General features: G+C 73.0%; 20 protein-coding genes. 19 read left to right on the top strand and 1 reads right to left on the bottom strand.

The window, feature by feature from the left end:
• Positions 1-281 precede the first annotated feature (281 nt).
• The 9 genes from IH50_RS41480 to IH50_RS0100375 all read left to right on the top strand — a co-directional run bounded on the left by IH50_RS41480 (position 282) and on the right by IH50_RS0100375 (position 8,653).
• Positions 282-458: a hypothetical protein gene (locus IH50_RS41480; RefSeq protein WP_158801122.1), complete on the top strand. Its 177-nt coding sequence runs from the start codon at positions 282-284 to the stop codon at positions 456-458.
• Positions 455-979, top strand: coding sequence for a GNAT family N-acetyltransferase (locus IH50_RS0100410; RefSeq protein ID WP_030855983.1), 525 nt, complete (start codon positions 455-457; stop codon positions 977-979). The genes IH50_RS41480 and IH50_RS0100410 overlap by 4 nt, the downstream gene beginning before the upstream one ends.
• Positions 976-1,935, top strand: coding sequence for an ABC transporter substrate-binding protein (locus IH50_RS0100405; RefSeq protein WP_030855980.1), 960 nt, complete (start codon positions 976-978; stop codon positions 1,933-1,935). The genes IH50_RS0100410 and IH50_RS0100405 overlap by 4 nt, the downstream gene beginning before the upstream one ends.
• 21 nt (positions 1,936-1,956) lie before the next feature.
• Positions 1,957-2,979 carry an amino acid ABC transporter permease gene (locus IH50_RS0100400; protein WP_030855978.1) on the top strand — a complete coding sequence of 341 codons (1,023 nt, stop codon included), beginning with the start codon at positions 1,957-1,959 and terminating at the stop codon, positions 2,977-2,979.
• Entirely contained in the window at positions 2,976-3,740 is a 765-nt protein-coding gene (locus IH50_RS0100395; RefSeq protein WP_030855976.1) for an amino acid ABC transporter ATP-binding protein, read from the top strand. The genes IH50_RS0100400 and IH50_RS0100395 overlap by 4 nt, the downstream gene beginning before the upstream one ends.
• A gap of 38 nt (positions 3,741-3,778) precedes the next feature.
• Positions 3,779-4,762 (top strand): ABC transporter substrate-binding protein, encoded by a 984-nt coding sequence (locus IH50_RS0100390; RefSeq protein ID WP_030855974.1) that lies wholly within the window; start codon positions 3,779-3,781, stop codon positions 4,760-4,762.
• A 145-nt stretch (positions 4,763-4,907) separates the two neighbouring features.
• Positions 4,908-6,116: an LLM class flavin-dependent oxidoreductase gene (locus tag IH50_RS0100385; RefSeq protein WP_030855972.1), complete on the top strand. Its 1,209-nt coding sequence runs from the start codon at positions 4,908-4,910 to the stop codon at positions 6,114-6,116.
• A gap of 21 nt (positions 6,117-6,137) precedes the next feature.
• Positions 6,138-7,511, top strand: coding sequence for an NtaA/DmoA family FMN-dependent monooxygenase (locus tag IH50_RS0100380; RefSeq protein WP_030855970.1), 1,374 nt, complete (start codon positions 6,138-6,140; stop codon positions 7,509-7,511).
• Positions 7,508-8,653 carry an LLM class flavin-dependent oxidoreductase gene (locus IH50_RS0100375; protein WP_078913788.1) on the top strand — a complete coding sequence of 382 codons (1,146 nt, stop codon included), beginning with the start codon at positions 7,508-7,510 and terminating at the stop codon, positions 8,651-8,653. Before IH50_RS0100380 ends, IH50_RS0100375 begins: the two co-directional genes overlap by 4 nt.
• Before the next feature lie 168 nt (positions 8,654-8,821).
• Here the strand turns inward: IH50_RS0100375 and IH50_RS0100370 are convergent, their stop codons facing one another.
• Entirely contained in the window at positions 8,822-9,730 is a 909-nt protein-coding gene (locus IH50_RS0100370) for a LysR family transcriptional regulator (RefSeq protein WP_030855965.1), read from the bottom strand.
• A gap of 138 nt (positions 9,731-9,868) precedes the next feature.
• On the opposite strand from IH50_RS0100370, the gene IH50_RS43430 reads away from it, so the two are divergent.
• From IH50_RS43430 to IH50_RS0100325, 10 genes are all read left to right on the top strand, one after another.
• Positions 9,869-9,949, top strand: coding sequence for a putative leader peptide (locus IH50_RS43430; protein ID WP_369122764.1), 81 nt, complete (start codon positions 9,869-9,871; stop codon positions 9,947-9,949).
• A 188-nt stretch (positions 9,950-10,137) separates the two neighbouring features.
• Complete coding sequence (gene sfnG / locus IH50_RS0100365) at positions 10,138-11,265, top strand: dimethylsulfone monooxygenase SfnG (RefSeq protein WP_030855962.1); 1,128 nt, start codon at positions 10,138-10,140, stop codon at positions 11,263-11,265.
• Between the two features lie 39 nt (positions 11,266-11,304).
• On the top strand, positions 11,305-12,522 hold the full coding sequence (locus IH50_RS0100360; protein WP_030855960.1) for an acyl-CoA dehydrogenase family protein: 1,218 nt from the start codon (positions 11,305-11,307) through the stop codon (positions 12,520-12,522).
• Between the two features lie 11 nt (positions 12,523-12,533).
• On the top strand, positions 12,534-13,091 hold the full coding sequence (gene ssuE / locus IH50_RS0100355; RefSeq protein WP_030855955.1) for an NADPH-dependent FMN reductase: 558 nt from the start codon (positions 12,534-12,536) through the stop codon (positions 13,089-13,091).
• The gene (locus IH50_RS0100350) at positions 13,088-14,275 is read left to right on the top strand and encodes an SfnB family sulfur acquisition oxidoreductase (RefSeq protein ID WP_030855952.1); all 1,188 of its coding nucleotides are present in this window, start codon (positions 13,088-13,090) and stop codon (positions 14,273-14,275) included. The genes ssuE and IH50_RS0100350 overlap by 4 nt, the downstream gene beginning before the upstream one ends.
• Before the next feature lie 30 nt (positions 14,276-14,305).
• Positions 14,306-15,478: an LLM class flavin-dependent oxidoreductase gene (locus IH50_RS0100345; protein WP_030855950.1), complete on the top strand. Its 1,173-nt coding sequence runs from the start codon at positions 14,306-14,308 to the stop codon at positions 15,476-15,478.
• A gap of 198 nt (positions 15,479-15,676) precedes the next feature.
• On the top strand, positions 15,677-18,295 hold the full coding sequence (gene lanKC / locus IH50_RS0100340) for a class III lanthionine synthetase LanKC (RefSeq protein WP_030855948.1): 2,619 nt from the start codon (positions 15,677-15,679) through the stop codon (positions 18,293-18,295).
• Positions 18,296-18,332: 37 nt separating this feature from the next.
• Complete coding sequence (locus IH50_RS0100335) at positions 18,333-18,461, top strand: SapB/AmfS family lanthipeptide (protein WP_030855946.1); 129 nt, start codon at positions 18,333-18,335, stop codon at positions 18,459-18,461.
• A gap of 165 nt (positions 18,462-18,626) precedes the next feature.
• Entirely contained in the window at positions 18,627-20,405 is a 1,779-nt protein-coding gene (locus tag IH50_RS0100330) for an ABC transporter transmembrane domain-containing protein (RefSeq protein ID WP_030855944.1), read from the top strand.
• The gene (locus tag IH50_RS0100325; RefSeq protein ID WP_234328047.1) at positions 20,402-22,321 is read left to right on the top strand and encodes an ATP-binding cassette domain-containing protein; all 1,920 of its coding nucleotides are present in this window, start codon (positions 20,402-20,404) and stop codon (positions 22,319-22,321) included. The genes IH50_RS0100330 and IH50_RS0100325 overlap by 4 nt, the downstream gene beginning before the upstream one ends.
• The last annotated feature ends 42 nt before the right edge of the window (positions 22,322-22,363 follow it).

Genomic DNA, 22,363 nt, shown 5'->3' with positions numbered 1-22,363 from the left:
ACCAGCGCTTGGTTTCGCGCCACCACATCGACTTCGGTCGCGTGTGGTCCGCCGCGTGTTGCGTCTGATCCGGCAGCGGGCCCTCTGACCGGCCCTTCCCTCCCTCGGTGACCCCGTCGCGGGCCGAGTCCTCCGCACGCGCGCTGCCGCGGCTCCGTTCCTCCTGACGCCCGACGTCGTCACGCCCGCATCCGCCCACCTGCCTGATGGGCCGTCACCCGTGCTGCTGCGCGGGGCGATTCGCCCTGCCCGCGTGCGGCCGCTTCCGAAAGGCCACTGCCATGCCCGTGGAACTCCCCGGCATCGCCGCCACCCACGACGGATCCGACACCACCCCCTGCTCCGGTGCCGCCGGCTCCGGCCGCCACGTGATCCCGGCCGTCCGCGAGGAGGCCGCCCGGCGCGACGCCGGACGCGCGGCCCACGGCGCGCGGGACCTCGCGGCGGTGGGCGCATGAGTTCCGCGACCCGGACGACGGACCTGACGGTCGTTCACACGGAGGTCTCCGACCCGCGGGTGAGACCCCTGCTGCGCGAACTGGGACACGAGTACACGACGCGCTACGGCAAGGACGCGCACGCCGAGATCTCCCGCTACCCCGACGAGGAGTTCACCGAACCGCACGGCGGTCTGCTCCTGCTGCTGCTGGAGAACGGTGATCCCGTCGCGGGCGGTGCCTTCCGCCGTCACGACGCGACCACCGCCGAACTGAAACGGATCTGGACCCACTCCGCCCACCGCCGCCGCGGCCTCGCCCGCCGCGTGCTCGCCGAGCTGGAACGCGAGGCGGGCGCACGCGGCTACCGGCGGATCCACCTGACCACCGGGCCGCGCCAGCCGGAGGCCCGCGGTCTGTACCTGGCCACCGGGTACACGCCGCTGTTCGACACCGGGGCCGACCCGGAGACCATCGGCCCGCTGCCGTTCGAGAAGCACCTCGCCGTCACCCCGTACCCAGGAAAGGCCACCGACCTGTGAATCTCCCCGGGATCAGAAGCCGTGCGCGCGGCGCGGTCACCGTCCTCGCGCTGCTGCCGCTGCTCGCGCTGACCGCCTGCGGTTCCGGTGACACCGGCGGCACGGCGGCGGTGGGCGCCCAGGCCTCTCCCGCCCCGGCCGACGACCCGGTCGCCGCCGTGCGCGAGGTGCCCTCCGTCGCCGCCCTGCTGCCGGCCGACGTCCGCGAGGCGGGCACGCTGAAGGTCGGCAGCTCGGTCGGGTTCCCGCCGGGGGCCTACTATCCGAACGGCACGGACAAGGCACCCGAGGGCCAGGACATCGACCTCGCCGACGCCGTGGCCAAGGTGCTCGGCATCAGGCTGGAGCGGCAGGACGCCTCCTTCGAGACGATCCTGCCCGCCCTCGGCAGCGGCAAGTACGACTTCGGCACCGGAAACTTCGGGGTCACCGGAGAACGCCTGAGGACCATCGACTTCGTCACCTACATCAACGACGGCCAGGGCTTCGCGGTGAGGAAGGGCGACACCGAGCTGACGACAGAGGTCACCGACCTCGTCCAGCTGTGCGGGCTGACCATCGGCACCGGCGCCGGCACCACCTTCGAGGCGACGCTCACCGCGCGGAAGGACGTGTGCGCGAAGGCCGGCAGGAAGCCGTACGACGTGAAGGTCTACTCGGAGAACGCGGCGACCCTCACCGCGCTCCAGCAGGGCCGCATCGACGTGATCATGTCGACCATCAACGGCCTGCGCCACCAGGCGGCCCAGCCCGCCTCCCGAACCACCTTCCTCGGCGAGTTCCACCGCCTCGACGTCGGCTTCGCCTTCAAGAAGGGCTCCCCCCTGACCAAGGCCTTCCAGGCCGCCGTCAACGAGCTGATCGAGGACGGCACGTACGCCCGGATCCTCGAGAAGTGGGGCACGTCCGCCTCCGCGATCGACACGTCGCGGATCAACCCGCCCGAGCACACCTGAGAGTCGAGCAGGTACACCACGATGGCATCCACCACCGGCATCGCGCCGCCCGGCGCGGCCACCCCGGGCACCGGCCCCGGGGCCCCGCCCGCTCCGGACGATCCGGCCTCCCTCAAGGTCGTCCCCGCCCGCCACCACGCCCGCTGGGCGGCGGCCGTCACCGTGATCGTGCTGGCCGCCCAGTTCGCGCATGGTCTGGCCACCAACCCGGTCTGGGAGTGGGGTGTCTTCAGCGACTACGTGCTGTCCGAGACGATCGTCCGGGCGGTGTGGGTGACCCTCCAGCTCACCGCCTACGCCACCGTGCTCGGCTTCCTCCTCGGCACCGTGCTGGCCTTCATGCGGCTGTCGCGCAGTCCGGTGCTGCAGACCGTCGCCTGGACCCACATCTGGATCTTCCGGTCCATCCCGATGATCGTCCAGCTGGTGTTCTGGTTCAACCTGAGCGCGCTGTACGAGGAGTTGGGCTTCGGTATCCCCTTCGGCCCGGTGTTCTGGTCCGTCGACAGCAACAGCATCATCGGCACCATGGGCGCGGCCGTCATCGGGCTGACGCTGCACCAGGCCGCCTACGCCGCCGAGATCGTGCGCGGTGGTGTCATCGCCGTCGACCACGGGCAGCTGGAGGCGGCCGCCGCGCTGGGCATCCCCCGGCTGCGGCAGATCCGCCGGATCGTGCTGCCGCAGGCGATGCGCGCCATCCTGCCCACCGCCGGCAACGAGATCATCGGCCTGCTCAAGGGCACCTCGGTGGTCTACGTGATGTCCATCGGCGAGCTCTTCTACCAGGCGCAGGTGATCTACGGCCGCAACGGCCGGGTGATCCCCCTGCTGCTGGTCGCCACCGCCTGGTACGTCGTCCTCACCTCCCTGCTGTCGGTCGCCCAGTACTACGTCGAGCGCCACTACGCCCGCGGCGCCGACCGCACCCCGCCGCTCACCCCCGTCCAGCGCGCCCGCCGCTTCCTGCGCGACCTCCGGGCCGCGGCGGCCCGGCCCGCCCGGCCCGTCGTACCCCTCGAGCCCCTGGGAGACCGCCGATGAGTGAGGTGATGGTGGACGTCCACGGCGTCCACAAGAGCTTCGGCCCTCTGGAGGTACTGCGCGGCGTCGACCTCCAAGTCCGGGCCGGTGAGGTCACCGTGATCCTCGGCCCGTCCGGCTCCGGCAAGTCCACCCTGCTGCGGACCATCAACCACCTGGAGAAGGTCGACCGCGGCTGGATCGGCATCGACGGTGAACTCATCGGCTACCGCCGCTCCGGGAACAAGCTGCACGAGCTGAAGGAGAAGGACGTCCTGAAGCAGCGCACCCACATCGGGTTCGTCTTCCAGAACTTCAACCTCTTTCCCCACCTGACCGTGCTGGAGAACCTGATCGAGGCGCCCGTCTCCGCGCTGCGCCGCCCGCGCGGGGAGGCCGAGGACACCGCCCGCCGGCTCCTGGAGCGGGTCGGCCTCGCCGACAAGGCCGGCGCCTACCCCAGGCAGCTCTCCGGCGGCCAGCAGCAGCGCGTGGCCATCGCCCGCGCACTCGCCCTCGAACCGAAGGTGCTGCTCTTCGACGAACCCACCTCGGCACTGGACCCGGAACTCGTCGGTGAGGTCCTCGACGTCATCAAGGACCTGGCCCGCACCGGAACCACCATGATCGTCGTGACCCACGAGATCGGCTTCGCCCGCGAGGTCGCCGACACCGTGGTGTTCATGGACGGCGGCGTCGTCGTGGAACAGGGCCCGCCCGCGGCCGTCCTGGACGACCCGCGGCACGAGCGCACCCGCGCCTTCCTCTCCAAGGTCCTCTGACCGGTCCTCACCCCTTTCCGCAGGCAAGGAGCACGATCATGTCCACCTCGATCCCCCGCCGCACCGCCGCAGCCGCGCTCGGACTCGCCACCGCCCTCGTCCTCGCCGCGTGCAGCAACCCCGACGACGGCGGCACGACCGAGGTCGCGGCCACATCGGGCGGCAAGACGAAGATCAACATCAGCCCCGACCAGAACCGCGTCACCACCGGCAAGGTCGACTCCATCGCCGCCGAGGTCCCGGAGGAGATCCGCAGGAGAGGAACGCTGAAACTCGTCCAGTCCTCCGGGAGCGCGGCACCGCTGAACTTCCACGCCACCGACAACAAGACCCTCATCGGCGTCGAGCCCGACATCGCCCACCTCGTCGCCGACGTGCTCGGCCTCGAACCGGAGTTCCACGCCGTCTCCTGGGAGAACATCTTCGTCGGCCTCGACAGCGCCAAGTACGACGCCGGCTTCAGCAACATCACCGTCACCGAGGAGCGCAAGGAGAAGTACGACTTCGCCACCTACCGCGAGGACAACCTGGGCTTCGAGGCGAAGAAGGGCAGCGGTCTGAAGGTCACCGGACCCGAGGACGTGGCCGGGAGGACCGTCGCCGTCCAGAGCGGCACCAACCAGGAGAAGCTGCTCATCGAGTGGAGCAGGGAGAACGAGAAGGCCGGCCGTGAGCCGGTGGACATCAAGTACTACCAGAACGACAGCGACACCTACCTCGCCCTCCGGTCCGGCCGGATCGACCTCTACCTCGGCCCCAACCCGACCGCCGCCTACCACGCGGCCACCACCGGCACGACCGAGGTCGTCGGCACCTACTCCGGCGCCGGCTCCGCCCTCCAGGGCCTCATCGCGGCCACCACCAAGAAGGACAGCGGCCTGGCCGAGCCGCTCACCGACGCCCTCAACCACGTCATCGGGAACGGCACCTACGCGAAGGTGCTCGAGCGCTGGGGCCTGTCCGACGAGGCCGTGACCAGGTCCGAGACCAACCCGCCCGGCCTGCCCAGGACCGACGGGTAGCCGATCCGGGGCGCGCGGGCGACGGCGTTCTCCCGGCCGGATCCGCGAGCGGCCGCCGTCCCCGCCCCCGTTCCCTCACCTCCGTCATCCTCCCCCTCCGGTGCGAGGGCGGCGTTCCCGTCACGGACCTCCAGGAAGGCACCCCATGTCCCCGACACCCCCTTCTCCTCTGCACCTTGCCGTCGCCCTGGACGGCACCGGCTGGCACCCCGCCTCCTGGCGCGAGCCGGTGGCCCGCCCGCGCGACCTGTTCACCGCCGGATACTGGGCCGATCTGGTCGCCGAGGCCGAACGCGGCCTGCTCGACTTCGTGACCGTCGAGGACGGTCTCGGCCCGCAGTCCTCGCACTTCCTGGACCCGGACGAACGGACCGACCAGGTCCGCGGCCGCCTCGACGCCGTCCTCATCGCCTCCCGCGTCGCACCGCTGACCCGGCACATAGGCCTGGTGCCGACGGTGGTCGCCACCCACACGGAGCCGTTCCACATCTCCAAGGCCATCGCCACCCTCGACTACGTCAGCAAAGGCCGCGCCGGCCTGCGCGTGCAGATCACCGCCCGCCCGAACGAGGCCGCGCACTTCGGCCGCCGCACCGTCCCGCGCATCGAGGCCTACGACCACCCGGACACCCAGGAGCTGGTCACCGGCCTCTTCGACGAAGCCGCCGACCACGTGGAGGTCGTGCGCCGCCTGTGGGACAGCTGGGAGGACGACGCCGAGATCCGGGACGCCGCCACCGGCCGCTTCATCGACCGCGACAAGCTGCACCACATCGACTTCGAAGGCAGGTACTTCAGCGTCAGGGGCCCCTCCATCACCCCGCGTCCACCGCAGGGCCAGCCGCTGGTCACCGCCCTCGCCCACCAGACCGTTCCGTACCGGCTCGTGGCCCGCCAGGCGGACATCGGCTACGTCACCCCGCACGACGCCGAACAGGCCCGCGCGATCGTCGCCGAGATCCGCGCCGAGCAGGAGACGGCCGGGCGAGCGGGCGAACCCCTGCACGTCTTCGGTGACGTGGTGGTCTTCCTGGACGACGACCAGGCTGCCGCGGAGGACCGGCGCGCGCGCCTCGACGCCCTCGCGGGGGAGCCGTACACCAGCGACGCCCGGATCTTCACCGGCACGCCCGCCGAACTCGCCGACCTGCTGCAGGAGTTGCACGGCGCCGGGCTGACCGGCTTCCGGCTGCGCCCCGCCGTCGCCGGCCACGACCTCCCGGCGATCACCCGGGGGCTGGTCCCCGAACTGCAGCGTCGGGGCGCCTTCCGCCGCGCCTACGAGGCCGGCACCCTGCGCGGCCTGCTGGGCCTGGCCCGCCCCGCCAACCGCTACGTCACCGTCACCGCCTGAGCCGGAGGAACGACCGCGACCATGAGCAAGCCGCTGAAGCAGATCCACCTGGCCGCCCACTTCCCCGGCGTCAACAACACCACCGTGTGGAGCGACCCGAACGCCGGCAGCCACATCGAGTTCAGCTCCTTCGTGCACTTCGCGCGGACCGCCGAACGCGCCAAGTTCGACTTCCTGTTCCTCGCCGAAGGGCTGCGGCTGCGCGAACAGGGCGGGCAGATCTACGACCTGGACGTCGTCGGCCGCCCCGACACCTTCACCGTCCTGGCCGCGCTCGCCGCCGTCACCGAGCACCTCGGCCTGACCGGCACCATCAACTCCACCTTCAACGAGCCCTACGAGGTCGCCCGCCAGTTCGCCAGCCTCGACCACCTCTCCGGCGGGCGCTCCGCCTGGAACGTCGTGACGTCCTGGGACGCCTTCACCGGCGAGAACTTCCGCCGCGGCGGCTTCCTGCCGCAGGAGGAGCGCTACTCCCGCGCAAAGGAGTTCCTGGCCACGGCGAACGAACTCTTCGACTCCTGGCACGGCGACGAGATCCTCGCCGACCAGGAGACCGGCACCTTCCTGCGGGACGCCAAGGCCAGCGCCTTCGTCCACACTGGGCGGCACTTCGACATCCACGGGCGGTTCAACGTGCCGCGCTCCCCGCAGGGCCGCCCGGTGATCTTCCAGGCCGGCGACTCCGACGAAGGCCGCGAGTTCGCCGCGTCGAGCGCCGACGCGATCTTCAGCCGGTACGCCACCCTCGAGGAGGGACGGGCCTTCTACACCGACGTCAAGAACCGCCTCGCCACGTACGGCCGCCACCCCGGCCAGCTGCTGATCCTGCCCGCCGCCACCTTCACGCTCGCCGACACCGACGCCGAGGCGGAGGAACTCGCCAAGGAGGTGCGCCGGCAGCAGGTCAGCGGCGCCACCGCCCTCAAGCACCTGGAGTTCGTCTGGAACCGGGACCTGTCCTCCTACGACCCGGACGGGCCGCTCCCCGACATCGACCCCGACGTCGGCGGCGACCACATCGCCAAGGGCCGTGCCCAGGTCCGCATGTACCGCGACCCGCTGGCCACCGCCCGCGAGTGGCGCGAGCTCGCCGCCGCGCACAACTGGTCGATCCGCGACCTGGTCATCGAGACGGGCAGCCGGCAGAACTTCATCGGTTCGGCGGAGACGATCGCCCGTACCATCAACGAGTTCGTCCAGGCCGACGCCAGCGACGGCTTCATCCTCGTCCCGCACGTCACCCCGGCCGGCCTCGACGAGTTCGCCGACAAGGTCGTCCCGCTCCTGCAGGAACAGGGCGTGTTCCGCACGGAGTACGAGGGCCCGACCCTGCGCGACCACCTCGGCCTGCCCCACCCGGACGACGTCCACGACGAACGGGCGGCGTCGTGAAGTTCCTCGCCATCACCCTGATCGTGCACCGGCCGGACCCGGTCACCGGGGTGCACAAGCCGACCCATGACCGCTTCCGCGAGGTCCTCGACAACGCCCTGCTCGCCGAGGAACTCGGCTTCGACGGCTTCGGAGTGGGGGAGCGGCACGAGCGGCCCTTCATCTCCTCCTCGCCGGCCGTCGTCCTCAGCCACATCGCGGCACTGACCCGGCGCATCCGGCTGTTCACCGCCGTGACCACGCTCAGCCTCCTCGACCCGGTGCGCGCCTACGAGGACTACGCCACCCTCGACCACCTCTCCGGCGGACGACTGGAGCTGATCATCGGCAAGGGCAACGGCGCCGCCCAGCGCGAGCTGTTCCACGTCACACCCGAGGACCAGTGGGAGCGCAACGCCGAGAGCTACGAGGTGTTCCGGCGGATCTGGCGACAGGACAAAGTGACCGCGGCGACGCGCTTCCGCCCTCCGCCGACGGACGCCGAGGTGTGGCCGCGGCCCTACCAGCGGCCCGTCCGGGTCTGGCACGGCAGCGCCACCAGCAAGGGGTCGGTGGACCTGGCCGCCCGCTACGGCGACCCGCTGTTCTCGGCGAACGTCACCCACCCCATCGAACCGTACGCCGAGTTGATCAGGTACTACCGCGAGCGCTGGGAGTTCCACGGCCACGACCCGGCGAAGATCGCGGTCGGCGCCGGCACGGCCGGGCTCCTCGTGACCCGCACCTCCCAGGAAGCGATCGAGGTCTACCGGCCGGTCTTCGAGTCGACGCTTGCGTTCCAGAGGCAGTTCGGCCTGCCGGTGGTCTTCGAGACCGTGGAGGACTTCGTCGAGCGCAGCTCCGCCCTGATCGGCAGCCCGCAGCAGATCATCGACAAGGTGCACCGCTACCACGAGCAGTTCGGGCACACGGTGCTCCATCTGCACGCGGACGCGAACGGGTTGACGGATGCCCGGCACCGCTCCTCGCTCCAGCTCTTCCAGTCCGATGTCGCCCCGGTACTGCGCCGCGACATCCCGGACCCGCCCTTCGTCTGGGGACCGGTCCTGCCCGTCACCGAGGAGGAGCCCGTCGCGTACGGCGAAGACCCGCTGGTACGGCAGCGGGCCGCCTCCGGCGGCGGTCGGCGCGATACGGTGTGAAAGGGCTTGTCGGGCGCCGGAGGACAGAGTCGGGTCACGAGCACGGTCGTGGGGCCAGGTGACCACACAGGGGCGTGCGCGCACCAGGTCGATGGGGGTGTCTCACCGGTCGGGACCCATAGCGGCCCGATCGAACCGAGGCAGGCTCGTCCAGGTGCGACGTCTGATTCACGAAGGGACGCGGTACGCACGGGCGTTGCGCACGAACAGCCCGTGCAGATCGCGGACGGCCCGGGGGACCCGGCCGGAAGGGCGGCTCTGCAGGACCAGCAGCACGCCGGTCGCGTCGTGCGCGAGCGGCCGTACCGTGATCGCACCCCGCCGCTCCAGCGGGTCGCCGATGACGCTGAAGTCGGGCAGCACCGTCGCCCCCAGGCCCTCGGCGACCATCAGCTTGCCCATCTCGGCGCCGTCCGTGGAGTACGAGAAGGACGGCGTACGGCCGTCGAGCAGCCGGTGCAGGAAGCGGTGCATGACGTAGCCGGACCGCATCACGACCAGCGGCTCGGCCAGGAGACTGTCCGCGTCCACCGTCTTCAGGGCGGCCAGCGGACTGTCCGGGCGCACGCACACCACCGGCCGGCCGCGCAGCAACTCGGTGGTCTCGAAGCCGGGCGGCAGGTCGTCGCCCTCGAGGTAGTTCACCAGCCCCAGATCGAAAGCGCCCTCCAGCAGCCCGCGATGGATCTCGGACTGCTGCGCGCCGACCAGCTCGACCTGGGTGTGCGGGTGCGCGGCCCGGAACTGCCGCACGGTCGGGATCACCAGGGGGACGGTGGCCGTGTTGACCGTGCCGAGCCGGACCATACGGCTGATGCGATGCTGGTCGCCGGCCGCGCTGCGCAGCCGGTCGACCGCGTCCAGTACGCCCATGATGTGCGGCAGCAGCTCCCGGCCCTCGTCGCTGACCTTCGCCCCGGACCGCTTGCGCTCCAGCAGGTCCACGCCCAGCTCGCGCTCCAGATTGCGCACGGTCTCGCTGAGCGCCGGCTGGGACAGGTGCAGTTCCTCCGCGGCCCGCCGCAGTGAACCCGACCGGGTGACGGCCGCGAGGTATTCGAGCTGCTCTATACGCACGACAACGAGGCTGCCCATCACCGCCGACCGGGTTCAAGGGAACCCCTGTCACAACCTCGTGAATTCCTGCTCCCAGCATGTGGAATCAACTCCGGGCATTCTTGACCGGCCGGACTCCCTGCTGCTTTGATCGAAGGCATGAAGCGACAGGACCTCACGCGGCGACGCCATGTCGACCTTGCGCGTGTCTCCAGCTCCTGCTGTCGCCATCGGGTCTGAGCGCACCCGAGGGAAACCCTCGCACTCGCGCTGATCTCCCTGTGTGAATTCCCCAGCCGGCCGCTTTCCGCGGCGATTTCGGCTTTCCCGGGAACGGCGTCCCCGCACGCTCGAATCCCGATCACCCCACGCCTTTCCCTGCCATCGCACGCGCCTTTTCGCATGCGCATTCCCGTCAGGAGCCCTTCATGCCCGTCCCGCCCGGACCCGACCCCGCCCGCTTCGCCTACTGGGTGCCGAACGTCAGCGGCGGCCTGGTCACCAGCACCATCGAGCAGCGCACCGACTGGGGCTACGACTACAACCGCGAACTGGCCGTCCTCGCCGAGAACAACGGCTTCGACTACGCCCTCAGCCAGGTCCGCTACATGGCCAGTTACGGTGCCGAGTACCAGCACGAGTCGACCAGCTTCAGCCTCGCCCTGCTGCTTGCCACCGAGCGGCTGAAGGTCATCGCCGCGGTCCACCCCGGCCTCTGGCACCCGGGCGTCCTCGCCAAGCTCGGCGCCACCGCCGACCACCTGTCGGGCGGCCGCTTCGCCGTCAACGTCGTCAGCGGCTGGTTCAAGGACGAGTTCACCGCCCTCGGCGAGCCCTGGCTGGAGCACGACGAACGCTACCGGCGCGCGGAGGAGTTCATCACCGCCCTGCGGACGATCTGGACCGAGGACCACGCCGAACTCGCCGGTGACTTCTACCGGGTGCGCGACTTCTCCCTCAAGCCCAAGCCGCTGAACACCGCCGGGCGTCCGCACCCGGAGATCTTCCAGGGCGGCAACTCCACCGCCGCCCGGGCCATGGCGGGCCGCGTCTCCGACTGGTACTTCAGCAACGGCAAGGACTTCGACGGCGTCACCGAGCAGATCGCCGACGTCCGCGCCTCCGCCGCCCGAGCGGGCCGTACGCCACCGAAGTTCGGCCTCAACGGCTTCCTCATCGCCCGCGACACCGAGGCCGAGGCCCGCGACACGCTCCGCGAGATCGTGGCCAAGGCCGACACCCCGGCCGTGCACGGCTTCCGGGACGCCGTCCGGCAGGCCGGGCAGTCCACCGCCGACGGCAAGGGCATGTGGCAGGACTCGGACTTCGAGGACCTCGTCCAGTACAACGACGGCTTCCGTACGGGTCTGATCGGCACCCCCGAGCAGATCGCCGAGCGGATCGTCGCCTACAAGCGGCTCGGCGTCGACCTCTTCCTCCTCGGCTTCCTGCACTACCTGGAGGAGGTCGAGTACTTCGGCAAGCGGGTGCTGCCCCTCGTACGCGAACTGGAGGCCCGGCAGCCCGAGTCCGAGACCGTCGCCGCCCGCGCCTGACCACCCGTGACCGGCACCGACAGTGAAAGAGGTATCCCCATGAGCACCGCCGCACCGACCGACTGGAAGACCGCCCCCGCCCCGACCGGCGCCGCCGGCTGGATCGCCCGCGCCGCCGAGGTCGCCGCCGTCCTCGCCTCCGACGCCGCCGCCCGGGACAAGACCGCCGCCACCCCGTACGCCGAGGTCCGGCTGCTGAAGGAGTCCGGCCTGGTCACCCTCCTCGGCCCCGTCGAGCACGGGGGCGGGGGCCAGGGCTGGCCCACGGCCTACCGTGTTGTACGCGAGGTCGCCAAGGCGGACGGTTCCATCGGCCAGCTGCTCGGCTACCACTACCTGTGGAACTGGGCCGCCCGGCTGGTCGGCACCCGCGAGCAGTGGGAGCACGTAGAGGCCGAGGCCGCCCGCAACCAGTGGTTCTTCGGCGGTGCGGTCAACCCGCGCGACGAGGACGTGGTGGTGAGGGACGAGGGCGACACGCTCACCTTCACCGGCCGCAAGTCCTTCTCCACCGGCAGCAAGGTCTCCGACGTCACCGTGCTGGAAGGCGTCCTGGCCGGCACCGACGACCACGTCTTCGCCATCGTCCCGTCCGACAGCGAGGGCCTGACCTTCCACGACGACTGGGACAACATCGGCCAGCGCCTCACCGAGAGCGGCGGCGTCACCCTCGACGCCGTACGCGTCCCCTGGTCGGCCGCGGCGGGCTACGTCGACAAGCGGTTCCAGCCGCGTGTCTACAACACCCTCAACGTGCCCACCATCCAGCTCGTCTTCGTCAACTTCTACCTCGGCATCGCCGCCGGCGCGCTGGAGACCGCCGCCACCTACACCCGGACCAAGTCACGGCCCTGGCTGCACGGCGGCCACGAGCACGCCGTCGACGAGCCGTACGTCATCGACATCTACGGCGACCTCACCGCCAAGCTGTGGGCCGTCGAGGCCCTGGCCGACGCCGTGGCCGCCGAGGGCCAGAGGCTGCACGACGACCCGGACGCGGTCACCGAACAGGCCCGGGGCGAGTTCGAGGTCCGGGTGGCCGCGGTGAAGGCCCGCGCCACCGACGTGGCCCTGGACGTCACCCATCGCATCTTCGAGGTGACCGGCGCGCGTGCCACCGCCTCCGCGGAGGGCCTCGACCGCTTCTGGCGCAACGTCCGCACCCACTCGCTCCACGACCCGGTCGCCTACAAGCGCCGCGAGGTCGGCCGCCACGTCCTCACCGGCGAACTGCCGCAGCCCACCTGGTACTCCTGAAAGGTCCTCCCATGGCCACCGTTCTCTCCCTCTCCGGCAGTCCGTCCGCCACCTCCCGCACCGCCCGGCTGCTGCGCCACCTGGACGACCGGCTCACCGCGCAGGGGCACGAGGTGATCCCGTTCGACGTCCGGACCCTGCCCGCCGAGGCCCTGCTCGGGGCGGACTTCCGGCACCCGGAGATCATCCGGGTCACCGCCCTGGTCGAGCGGGCCGACGGGCTCGTGGTCGGTACCCCTGTCTACAAGGCCGCCTACTCCGGGCTGCTGAAGTCCCTGCTGGACCTGCTCCCGCAGTACGCGCTGGCCGGCAAGACGGTGCTGCCGCTGGCCACGGGCGGCTCCACCGCCCACGTCCTGGCCATCGACTACGCCCTGCGCCCCGTGCTGAGTTCCATGGGTGCCGCGCACATCGTGCCGGGATGGTTCACCCTCGACAAGGACCTCACCGTGGGCGACGACGGCTCGCTGATCGTCGCGCCGGGCTCGGCCGAGGCGCTGGCCCAGGTCACGGACCAGTTCTCGCTCGCGCTGGGCGGCCGTACGGCACTGCTGGCGGCCACCGGATGAGCGCCCCGGTCGTGATCGGCGGCGACGGCGAGGCCCTCGCCGTCGCCGCCGGCCTGGCCGCGGACTTCCGCAAGGACGCCGCGGAGCGGGACGCGGTACGCCGGCTGCCGCACGCGGAGCTGGAACGGCTCTCCGCCTCCGGGCTGCTGGCCGTGAGTGTCCCGGCCGAGTTCGGCGGCGCGGACGTCCGTGCGGAGACGCTCGCCGAGGTCTTCCGGCTGCTGGCCGCCGCCGACGCCAGCCTCGCCCAGATCCCGCAGAGCCACTTCGTCTACGTCAACGTGCTGCGCCGGCAGGGGACGCACGAGCAGCAGGAGTTCTTCTTCGGTGAGGTGCTGCGCGGCAAGCGATTCGGCAACGCCCAGTCCGAGGCGGGCACCAAGCACGTGCAGGACATCCGTACCAGGCTCGCCCGGCGCCCGGACGGGTCGTACGTCCTCGACGGCGTGAAGCACTACTGCACGGGCGCGCTGTTCGCCCACTGGATCCCCGTCCTCGCCCGCGCCGACGACGACACCCTGCACGTGGCGTACGTACCGCACGACGCGCCCGGCCTCACGGTCGTGGACGACTGGGACGGCATGGGACAGCGCACCACCGCCAGTGGAACCGTCCGCCTGGAGTCGGTGCCCGTCCCCGCCGACCGGGTCGTGCCGCACCACCTCACCTTCCGGGGCCCCCAGCTCCACGGGGCCGTCGCCCAGTTGCTGCACGCCGCCATCGACGCGGGCATCGCCTCCGGCGCGCTCGCGGAGGCCGTGGACTTCGTCCGCACGAAGAGCCGGCCGTGGTTCGAGAGCGGGTTCGAGACGGCCGCGGAGGACCCGCTGCTCGTCCAGCGGTTCGGCGAGCTCGGCCTCAGGGTCAGGGCGGCGCAGGCACTGCTGCGCGAGGCCGCCCGGACGGTCGACGCCGCCCGGGACGACCTGACCGACGACTCCGCCGCCGAGGCGTCGATCGCGGTCGCCGCGGCCAAGGTGACCGCGGCGGAGGCCGCCGTGGAGGTCGGCAGCGCTCTCTTCGAGGTCGCCGGCACCCGCGCCGCCCTCGACTCCCTGGGCCTGCACCGCCACTGGCGTGACGCCCGCACGCACACCCTGCACGATCCGGTCCGCTGGAAGGTCCAGCACATCGGCCGCTACGTCCTGAACGGCACCCGGCCGCCCCGGCACGGACTGCTGTAGACCGGCGCCCCCTCGAACGGAGACCCCCACGTGTCCCTCACCTTCCACTGGTTCCTGCCCACCAACGGCGACAGCCGCCACGTCGTCGGCGGCGGCCACGGCACCCCCGCCACCGAGTCCGGCCGCGACCGGCCGCCGTCTGTCGCCTACCTGAGCCAGATCGCCCGCGCCGCCGAGGACCTCGGTTTCGTCGGCGCGCTCACCCCCACCGGTGCCTGGTGCGAGGACGCGTGGCTCACCACCGCGATGGTCAGCCAGAACACCGAGCGACTGAAGTTCCTGGTCGCCTTCCGGCCCGGCTTCGTCTCACCCACGCTCGCCGCGCAGATGGCGTCCACCTTCCAGCGGCAGACCGGCGGACGGCTGCTGCTCAACGTCGTCACCGGCGGCGAGAGCCACGAACAGCGCGCCTACGGCGACTTCCTCGACAAGGACGACCGGTACCGCCGCACCGGCGAATTCCTCCGGATCGTCCGGGGGTTGTGGGAGGGCAGGACCGTCGATCTGGCCGGCGAGCACCTCCAGGTCGAGGACGCCGCGCTGGCCCGCGTACCCGACCCGGTCCCGGAGGTGTACTTCGGCGGCTCCTCACCGATCGCCGGCGAGATCGCCGCCCGTCATGCGGACGTCTACCTCACCTGGGGCGAGCCGCCCGCCGCAGTCGCCGAGAAGATCGCCTGGATCCGGAGGCTGGCGGCAGAGCAGGGACGCACCGTCCGGTTCGGCATCCGGCTGCATGTCATCACGCGCGACACGTCCGAGCAGGCCTGGGCGGAGGCGAACCGGCTCGTGGACGGCTTCGACCCCGAGGCCGTCAAGGCGGTCCAGGCGGGCCTGGCCCGCAGCGAGTCCGAGGGGCAGCGGCGCATGCTCGCCCTGCACGGTGGCAGCCGGGACGCCCTGGAGATCCACCCGAACCTGTGGGCCGGCATCGGGCTGGTCCGGGGCGGCGCGGGCACAGCGCTGGTCGGCAGCCACGAGGAGGTCGCCGAGCGGATCAGAGAGTACGCGGCCCTGGGCATCGAGGAGTTCGTGCTCTCCGGCTACCCGCACCTGGAGGAGGCGTACTGGTTCGGCGAGGGCGTCCTGCCGAAACTCGCGGCACAGGGCTTGTGGACCCACCCCTTCCGCACGGGGGCGGATGTGGGGCCGACCGCCCAGGTTCCCTTCGCCGGCGCCGGGAGCCCACGACGCCCCACGTGATCGCCGACGGCTCCGGGGCGGTGACCGGGCCCCGGGACGTCACCAGTACGGCGGTGCCGTCACAGGACCCGTCCTGCCCGGCCTCCCCGAAGTTACCCGTGCGTTCCGCACGCCGGAGTGATGACAGCGGTGACTGTGCGAGGCGGTACGCCGCGTGACAGCGTCATGCCCGTCAGCGATCGGCGGGAAGGAGCCGGCGTGAACAAGGGCTATGCCGTGTACTGCGACGCGGACCCGTACTTCTACGACGCTCCGCACCGCACCGTCTCCCCGGCCGGCACCGGGCGCTCCCGGTACGCCGCGGCCTCGTGGCCCGTACCGCCCGGATGGCAGAGCAACGAGAGCGGGGACTGGCTCGCCCTGCGTCCGGCCGGCGCCGAACTGCCCGACCAGGGGTGGAAGATCCACGTCTCCGCCTGTCTCGACAACGCCGAGTCCGTGCTCGAGCGCGTGTGGCGGCACTGCGTCGCCGGCGGCACGGCCTTCAAGTTCGTCCCCAGCCGCTATCTGCTGCACCAGCGCAACGCCAAGTACGCGGACCGGGCGGGCAGCGGCAAGTTCATCACCGTGTACCCGGCGGACGAGACGCGGTTCGAACGGCTCGCGGGCGAGCTGTCGGAGCTGCTGGCGGGCGAACCCGGACCGTACATCCTGAGCGATCTGCGGCTCGGCGAAGGACCCGTGCACGTCCGGTACGGCGGTTTCACCCGGCGCGACTGCCATGACGCGCAAGGGGAGCTGCGGCCGGCCGTGACAGGGCCCGACGGCGTGCTGGTGCCCGACCTGCGCGGCCCCGTCTTCCGGGTGCCGGACTGGGTCGATCCACCGGCCTTCCTGCGCCCGCACCTGAAGGCCCGGGACGCGCTGACCGTGGGCGGCCTGCCCTACACCGTCGAGTCGGCGCTGCACTTCTCCAACGGCGGCGGTGTCTACCTCGCCCGCGACTCCCGCACCGGGGAGCGGGTCGTCCTCAAGGAGGCCCGGCCGCACGCCGGTCTGGCGGCCGACGGCGCGGACGCCGTGACCCGGCTGCACCGCGAACGCCGGGCGCTGGAGCGGCTGTCCGGCCTCGACTGCACACCCGAGGTGCTCGACCACCTGACGGTCGGGGAGCACCACTTCCTGGTGCTGGAGTACATCGACGGCAAGCCGCTCAACACCTTCTTCGCCCGCCGCCACCCGCTCATCGAGGCCGACCCCGGCAAGGAGCGGCTGGCCGAGTACACGGCCTGGGCCCTCGACGTCCACGCGCGGGTGGAACGCGCCGTCGAGGACGTCCACGCCCGGGGCGTGGTCTTCAACGACCTGCACCTGTTCAACATCATGCTCCGCGAGGACGGCGGCGTCGTCCTGCTGGACTTCGAGGCGGCGCACCGGGTCGGTGAAGCCGGCCGGCAGACCGTCGCCAACCCGGGGTTCGTGGCGCCGTCCGACCGGCGGGGTGTCGCGGTGGACCGGTACGCGCTGGCTTGTCTGCGGCTCGCGCTGTTCCTCCCGCTCACCAGCCTGCTGGCGCTGGACCGGGGCAAGGCGGCCCATCTCGCCGAGGTGGTGGCGGAGCGGTTCCCGGTGGACCGGGCCTTCCTGGACGCGGCGGTCGACGAGATCACGGGCGCCGCCACCACCCCCACCGGCGCCCGGCCGGCGCGCCGGACGGACGGGCCGGTGGTGCCGGTCCGGCCGGACGACTGGCCCCGCAGCCGGGACTCGATGGCCGCCGCCATCCGCGCGTCGGCGACACCGTCCCGTACCGACCGCCTCTTCCCCGGCGACATCGCGCAGTTCGCCACTGCCGGCGGCGGACTGGCCTTCGGCCACGGCGCGGCGGGAGTGCTGTACGCCCTGGCCGAGAGCGGGGCGGGCAGGGACGAGGACGGGGAGCAGTGGCTGCTGGAGCGGACCGAGCGGCTGCCGTCGGGCATGCCGCCCGGCTTCCACGACGGGCTCGCCGGCCTCGCCTGGACGCTGGAGTACCTCGGCCACCGCGACCGCGCCCTCGACCTCGCCGGACTCCTCCTCGACCAGCCCTTCGACCACCTGGCCCCGGACCTGCACAGCGGCACCGCCGGACTGGGCCTGGCCCTGGACGCGCTGGCCGCGGCCACCGGGGAGACCGCCCTGCACGCGGCGGCCCGGCGCTGCGCCGAGCTGACCGCCCGGGGCGGGCCGGCCGGGGACGGGAGCACCGGCCGGGGCCGCGCGGGACTGCTGTACGGGGCCGCGGGACGCGCCCTGCTCTTCCTGCGGCTGTACGAACGCGACCGGGACCCCGCCCTGCTCGACCTCGCGCGGGACGCGCTGCGCCGGGACCTCGCCCGCTGCGTCCGCGGCGCGGGCGGCGCCCTGCAGGTGGACGAGGGCTGGCGCACCATGCCCTACCTGGGCGCGGGCAGCGTGGGCATCGGCATGGTGCTCGATGACTACCTGGCGCACCGGGAGGACGAGGAGTTCGCGCGGGCGAGAGGCGAGATCGTGGCCGCGGCGCAGGCCATGTTCTACGCCCAGCCGGGCCTGTACCGGGGGGTGGCCGGGATGGTGCTGTACCTCGGCCGCACGACGGCCGAAGTGCCCGGCACCGGTCCGGAGGCCGTCCGGCGCCAGCTCGACGCGCTGTCCTGGCACGCCATGTCCTACCACGGCCGGCTCGCCTTCCCCGGTGAGCAGATGATGCGTCTGTCCATGGACCTGTCCACCGGTACGGCGGGGTGCCTGCTGGCCGTCGCCTCCGTCCACGGCGCCCCGTCCGCCGGGCTGCCGTTCCTTCCGCCGCCGCACACGCGGGGCGGCCCCATGACTCGGCCCCTCCCGGGGTCGTGATGCAAGAGAATCCGTTGTCCTACGAAGGGAAGATGTCATGAACCTGCTCGACCTGCAGTCGATGGAGACCCCCAAGGAAGAGGCCATGGGCGACGTCGAGACCGGCAGCCGCGCGAGCCTGCTGCTCTGCGGCGACAGCAGCCTGAGCGTCACCACCTGTAACTGACGCGGAGGTCGACCGCCGCGGCGACGCGGTGCGTCACGTCGCTCGGTTCCGGCGCCCCGGGTTCTCCCCCGGGGCGCCGGTGCCCGCTTCGGCGGACACCGGCCACCCGGCACGCCGGGACGGCCGGTGTCCGGTCACGGTGGACGGACGGAAGGAGGCCGGCTGGTGCCGACGACCGGGTTCCGGGCGCGGCGGACGGGCAGGGCGCGGGACGGAGCCGACGGCGCGACGCCGGGGCGCGCGCCCGAGGCGCTGGTCCTGCTGTGCTCGGTGGGAGCGGCCGCGGCGACGGTGGCCCAGCCCTTCGCCCTCGGCCGCACACTGGATCTGCTCCTGCGCGACGGCACCGGCGGAGCCGACGGCGCCGCGGGACGCTGGCTGGCGCTCAGTGCCGCACTGCTCCTCGGCGAACTGCTCCTCGACAGCCTCACCTCCCTGTTCACCGGCCGCTGCAACGCCGTGTGGACGGCGTCCCTCCGCTCCCGCGCCTTCGACGGCCTGCTGCGCGCCGTACCGGACCGCGCGCGGCCCTTCACCCCGGGGGACGTCGGGGCCCGCCTGACCCTCAACGCCGCCGACGCGGGCGGCGCCCCGGCGGCCCGGGCGGCGCTGGCGGCCTCGATGGTCACGCCGGTGGGCGCGCTCGCGGCGCTGGCCGTCGTCGACGTGCGGGTGGCGGCCTGCGTACTGGCCGGGCTGCCCGCCCTGGCGCTGGTGCTGCGGACCTTCGCCCGCGACACCGGTGCCTCGGTGGCCGCCTACCAGAACGCGCAGTCACAGCTCGCCTCCCGGCTGCTGGAGGCCCTGGAGGGCGCGGCGACGATCGCCGCCGCGGGAACCCGAGCCCGTGAACGGGCACGCGTGCTCGAGCCGTTGACGCGACTCGACGCCCTGGGCCGGCGCATGTGGACGCTGCACGGACGGGCCCTGGGCCGAAGCGGTGTCCTGGTGCCCCTGCTCACCCTGGCCGCCACGGCCGTCGGCGGCCTGCGCCTCACGTCGGGCGCCCTGAGCGTGGGCGAACTGCTCGCCGTGTGCCGGTACGCGCAGCTGACGGCCGGCGTCGGCGGCGCCGCGTCCCTGCTGGGCGCGGTGGTGCGGGGCCGCGAGGCGCGGAACCGGACCCTGGCACTGGCGGGCCTGCCCGCGCTGCAACACGGGACGCGACGTCTTCCCCCGGCCGGGCCGGGCGATCTCGAACTGCGCGGCGTGCGGGTGGTGCGCGACGGCAGGCAGGTCCTGCGTGCCGACGGTGTGCGGGTGCCGGGAGGCACCACCGCCGCGGTGGTCGGCCGCAGCGGAGCGGGGAAGTCCGTCCTGGCCGCCGTGGCGGGGCGGCTGATCGACCCCGACGAGGGGCATGTGCTGCTGGACGGCGTCCGCCTCGACCGGCTGACCCGGGAGGCGCTGCGCACCGAGGTCGCCTACGCCTTCGAGCGTCCGGCGCCGGGCGAGGGCACGGTCGCCGAGGCGGTCGCCGCCGGTCCCCGGCGGGTGTCGCCCGAGCAGGTCAGGGAAGCCTGCCGTGCCGCGGGCGCCGACGGTTTCGTCCGCCGGCTGCCGAGCGGTTACGACACCCCGCTGTCCGCGGCGCCGCTCTCGGGCGGCGAGTACCAGCGCCTCGGGCTCGCCCGGGCGTTCGCGCACGCCGGACGGCTGCTGATCATGGACGACGCGACGTCCAGTCTGGACACCGCCACGGAGCACGAGGTGGACCGGGCGCTGCGCCACTCGGTGCGGCCCGGAACCAGGCTGGTCGTCGCGCACCGCCCATCGGTGGCGGCCCGGGCGGATCTGGTGATCTGGCTGGAGGACGGGGGAGTGCGGGCCGTCGCACCCCATCGCGAACTGTGGGACGTGGCCGGCTACCGGGCGGTCTTCGGCGCTGCGGCACCGCGTACGGGCACCACGCCCCGACCCGAGGCCGAGGAGGCACGGCGGTGACGCGCGGCGCGGGCGTGGGCGCGCGGGGTGCGGGTGACGGGTCCGGGGCGCTGCGCCGCGTCGCGCCGCCCGCCCGCCGTTTCCTCGCCCGCCGCACAGGGGTGCTGGCGCGGCTCGCGCTCTGGTCGCTGGCCGAGACCGGGCAGGCGTTCCTCGTGGGCTACGGCGTCGCCCGCGCCGTCGACCAGGGGTTTCTCGCCGGTGACGCACCCCGGGGGCTGCTGTGGCTCGCGATCGCGCTGGTCGCCGTACTGTTCGGTGCCCCGGTGATCCGGGGCGTCTTCGCCCAGCTGGCCGGATTGACGGAGCCGCTGCGCGACGGTCTGGTGCGGCGTGCGGTCGACCGGTCCTTCGCCCGGGTCCTCCCGGGCGGGGCCGGCGGGACGGACCGGGCGGCCGTCTCCCGGCTGACGAATCAGGTCGAGATCGCCCGGGACAGCTTCGCCGGTCTCGTCCTGACGCTGCGTTCCTTCGTCTTCACCGCCGCCGGAGCGCTGCTGGGGCTGCTGTCGCTGCACCCCGCCCTCCTCGTGGTGGTGCTGCCGCCGCTGACGGCCGGCCTGGCGCTGTTCCTGGCGACGCTGCGGCCCATGGCGGCGGCTCAGCGACGCGCCCTGGCGGCCGACGAGGCGCTGGGCGACCACGCGGCCCGGTCACGGGCGGCGCTGCGGGACCTGACGGCCCACGGAACCGCGCCCGGGGCGGCGCGGCGCGGCGCGGAGCTGGTCGACGGGGCCGCCGCGGCGGCCCGTGTCCTGGCCGGCTGGGCGGCGGTGCGCACGGCGGCGCTCGGTGTCGCGGGTCAGCTGCCCGTCCTCGCGCTGTTGCTGGCGGTGCCGTGGCTGCGCGGACGAGGAGTGACGGCGGGCGCACTGCTGGGCGCCTTCACCTATCTCGTCCAGTCGCTGCTGCCCGCCCTGCACACACTGATGACCGCGCTCGGTGCGGCGGGGGCCCGGCTGCTGGTCGTCCTCGACCGGATCATCGGCCCGGAGCCGGAGCCGGAGCCGGAGCCGGAGCCGGAGCCGGCGGGGGCGGGGGCGGGGGCGCCGACGGTCGGGCACCACGCGTGGCCGCGGCCCACGCACCCGGCCGCGTGCCGTCCGGCCACCGGCCCCAAGGACGCCGGCGCCCCGCCACCGGCTCGCGGGGGACGTCCGGCGCGCGGCGGACCGACCGCGGCGGTGGAGCCGGTGGTGGAGCTGCGGTCCGTGACCCTGTCCTACGGCGCCCGCGCGGAACCGGTCCTCGACTCGCTCGACCTGCGCGTCGCCCCGGGTGAGCACCTCGCGGTCGTCGGACCGAGCGGCATCGGCAAGTCGACGCTCACCCGCCTGGTCGCGGGGACACTCACGCCGAGCGGCGGCGAGGTACGGGTGGCCGGCCGGGAGGTGGCCGGGCGCGACCCCGCCGAACTCGCCGCGCTGCGCGTGCTGGTGCCCCAGGAGGCGTACGTCTTCTCCGGGACCGTGGGCGACAACCTCGCGTACCTGCGCCCGGACGCGGACCGCGCCGAACTCGCCGCCGCCGTCGGGGCCCTCGGCCTGCGGCCGCTGGTCGAGCGCCTGGGCGGGCTCGACGCACCGCTGCGGCCCGCCGGACTGTCCCCGGGCGAACGGCAGCTCGTCGCGCTCGCACGCGCCCACCTGTCCCCCGCGCCCCTGCTGCTGCTCGACGAGGCCACCTGCCACCTCGATCCGGCGTCCGAGGCACGCGCGGAGGAGGCCCTCGCGCGACGCCCGGGAACGCTGCTGGTGGTGGCGCACCGCCTGTCGTCGGCCGTCCGCGCCGACCGGGTGCTGGTGCTGGACGGGACGGAGGCGGTGTGCGGCACGCACGAGGAGGCGCTGGAACGCTCGCCGCTCTACCGTGACCTGACGGGCCACTGGAACGGCGGCCCGGCCCGGGAGCCCTGACCGGGGCCGGCCCCGGTCAGGGCGGGATCACCGCACGGCCCG

The sequence above is a fragment of the Streptomyces sp. NRRL S-37 genome (assembly GCF_000721605.1).
Taxonomy (GTDB): Bacteria; Actinomycetota; Actinomycetes; order Streptomycetales; family Streptomycetaceae; genus Streptomyces.
Note: the sequence above shows the minus strand (reverse complement) of the source record. Positions and strands in the feature narration are given on the sequence as shown.

Excerpts from the sequence above, each read along its gene's own strand:
- IH50_RS41480 (WP_158801122.1), top strand. The coding sequence starts at position 282 with ATGCCCGTGGAACTCCCCGGCATCGCCGCCACCCACGACGGATCCGAC.
- IH50_RS0100410 (WP_030855983.1), top strand. The coding sequence starts at position 455 with ATGAGTTCCGCGACCCGGACGACGGACCTGACGGTCGTTCACACGGAG.
- IH50_RS0100400 (WP_030855978.1), top strand. The coding sequence starts at position 1,957 with ATGGCATCCACCACCGGCATCGCGCCGCCCGGCGCGGCCACCCCGGGC.
- IH50_RS0100395 (WP_030855976.1), top strand. The coding sequence starts at position 2,976 with ATGAGTGAGGTGATGGTGGACGTCCACGGCGTCCACAAGAGCTTCGGC.
- IH50_RS0100390 (WP_030855974.1), top strand. The coding sequence starts at position 3,779 with ATGTCCACCTCGATCCCCCGCCGCACCGCCGCAGCCGCGCTCGGACTC.
- IH50_RS0100385 (WP_030855972.1), top strand. The coding sequence starts at position 4,908 with ATGTCCCCGACACCCCCTTCTCCTCTGCACCTTGCCGTCGCCCTGGAC.
- IH50_RS0100380 (WP_030855970.1), top strand. The coding sequence starts at position 6,138 with ATGAGCAAGCCGCTGAAGCAGATCCACCTGGCCGCCCACTTCCCCGGC.
- IH50_RS43430 (WP_369122764.1), top strand. The coding sequence starts at position 9,869 with ATGAAGCGACAGGACCTCACGCGGCGACGCCATGTCGACCTTGCGCGT.
- sfnG (WP_030855962.1), top strand. The coding sequence starts at position 10,138 with ATGCCCGTCCCGCCCGGACCCGACCCCGCCCGCTTCGCCTACTGGGTG.
- IH50_RS0100360 (WP_030855960.1), top strand. The coding sequence starts at position 11,305 with ATGAGCACCGCCGCACCGACCGACTGGAAGACCGCCCCCGCCCCGACC.
- ssuE (WP_030855955.1), top strand. The coding sequence starts at position 12,534 with ATGGCCACCGTTCTCTCCCTCTCCGGCAGTCCGTCCGCCACCTCCCGC.
- IH50_RS0100350 (WP_030855952.1), top strand. The coding sequence starts at position 13,088 with ATGAGCGCCCCGGTCGTGATCGGCGGCGACGGCGAGGCCCTCGCCGTC.
- IH50_RS0100335 (WP_030855946.1), top strand. The coding sequence starts at position 18,333 with ATGAACCTGCTCGACCTGCAGTCGATGGAGACCCCCAAGGAAGAGGCC.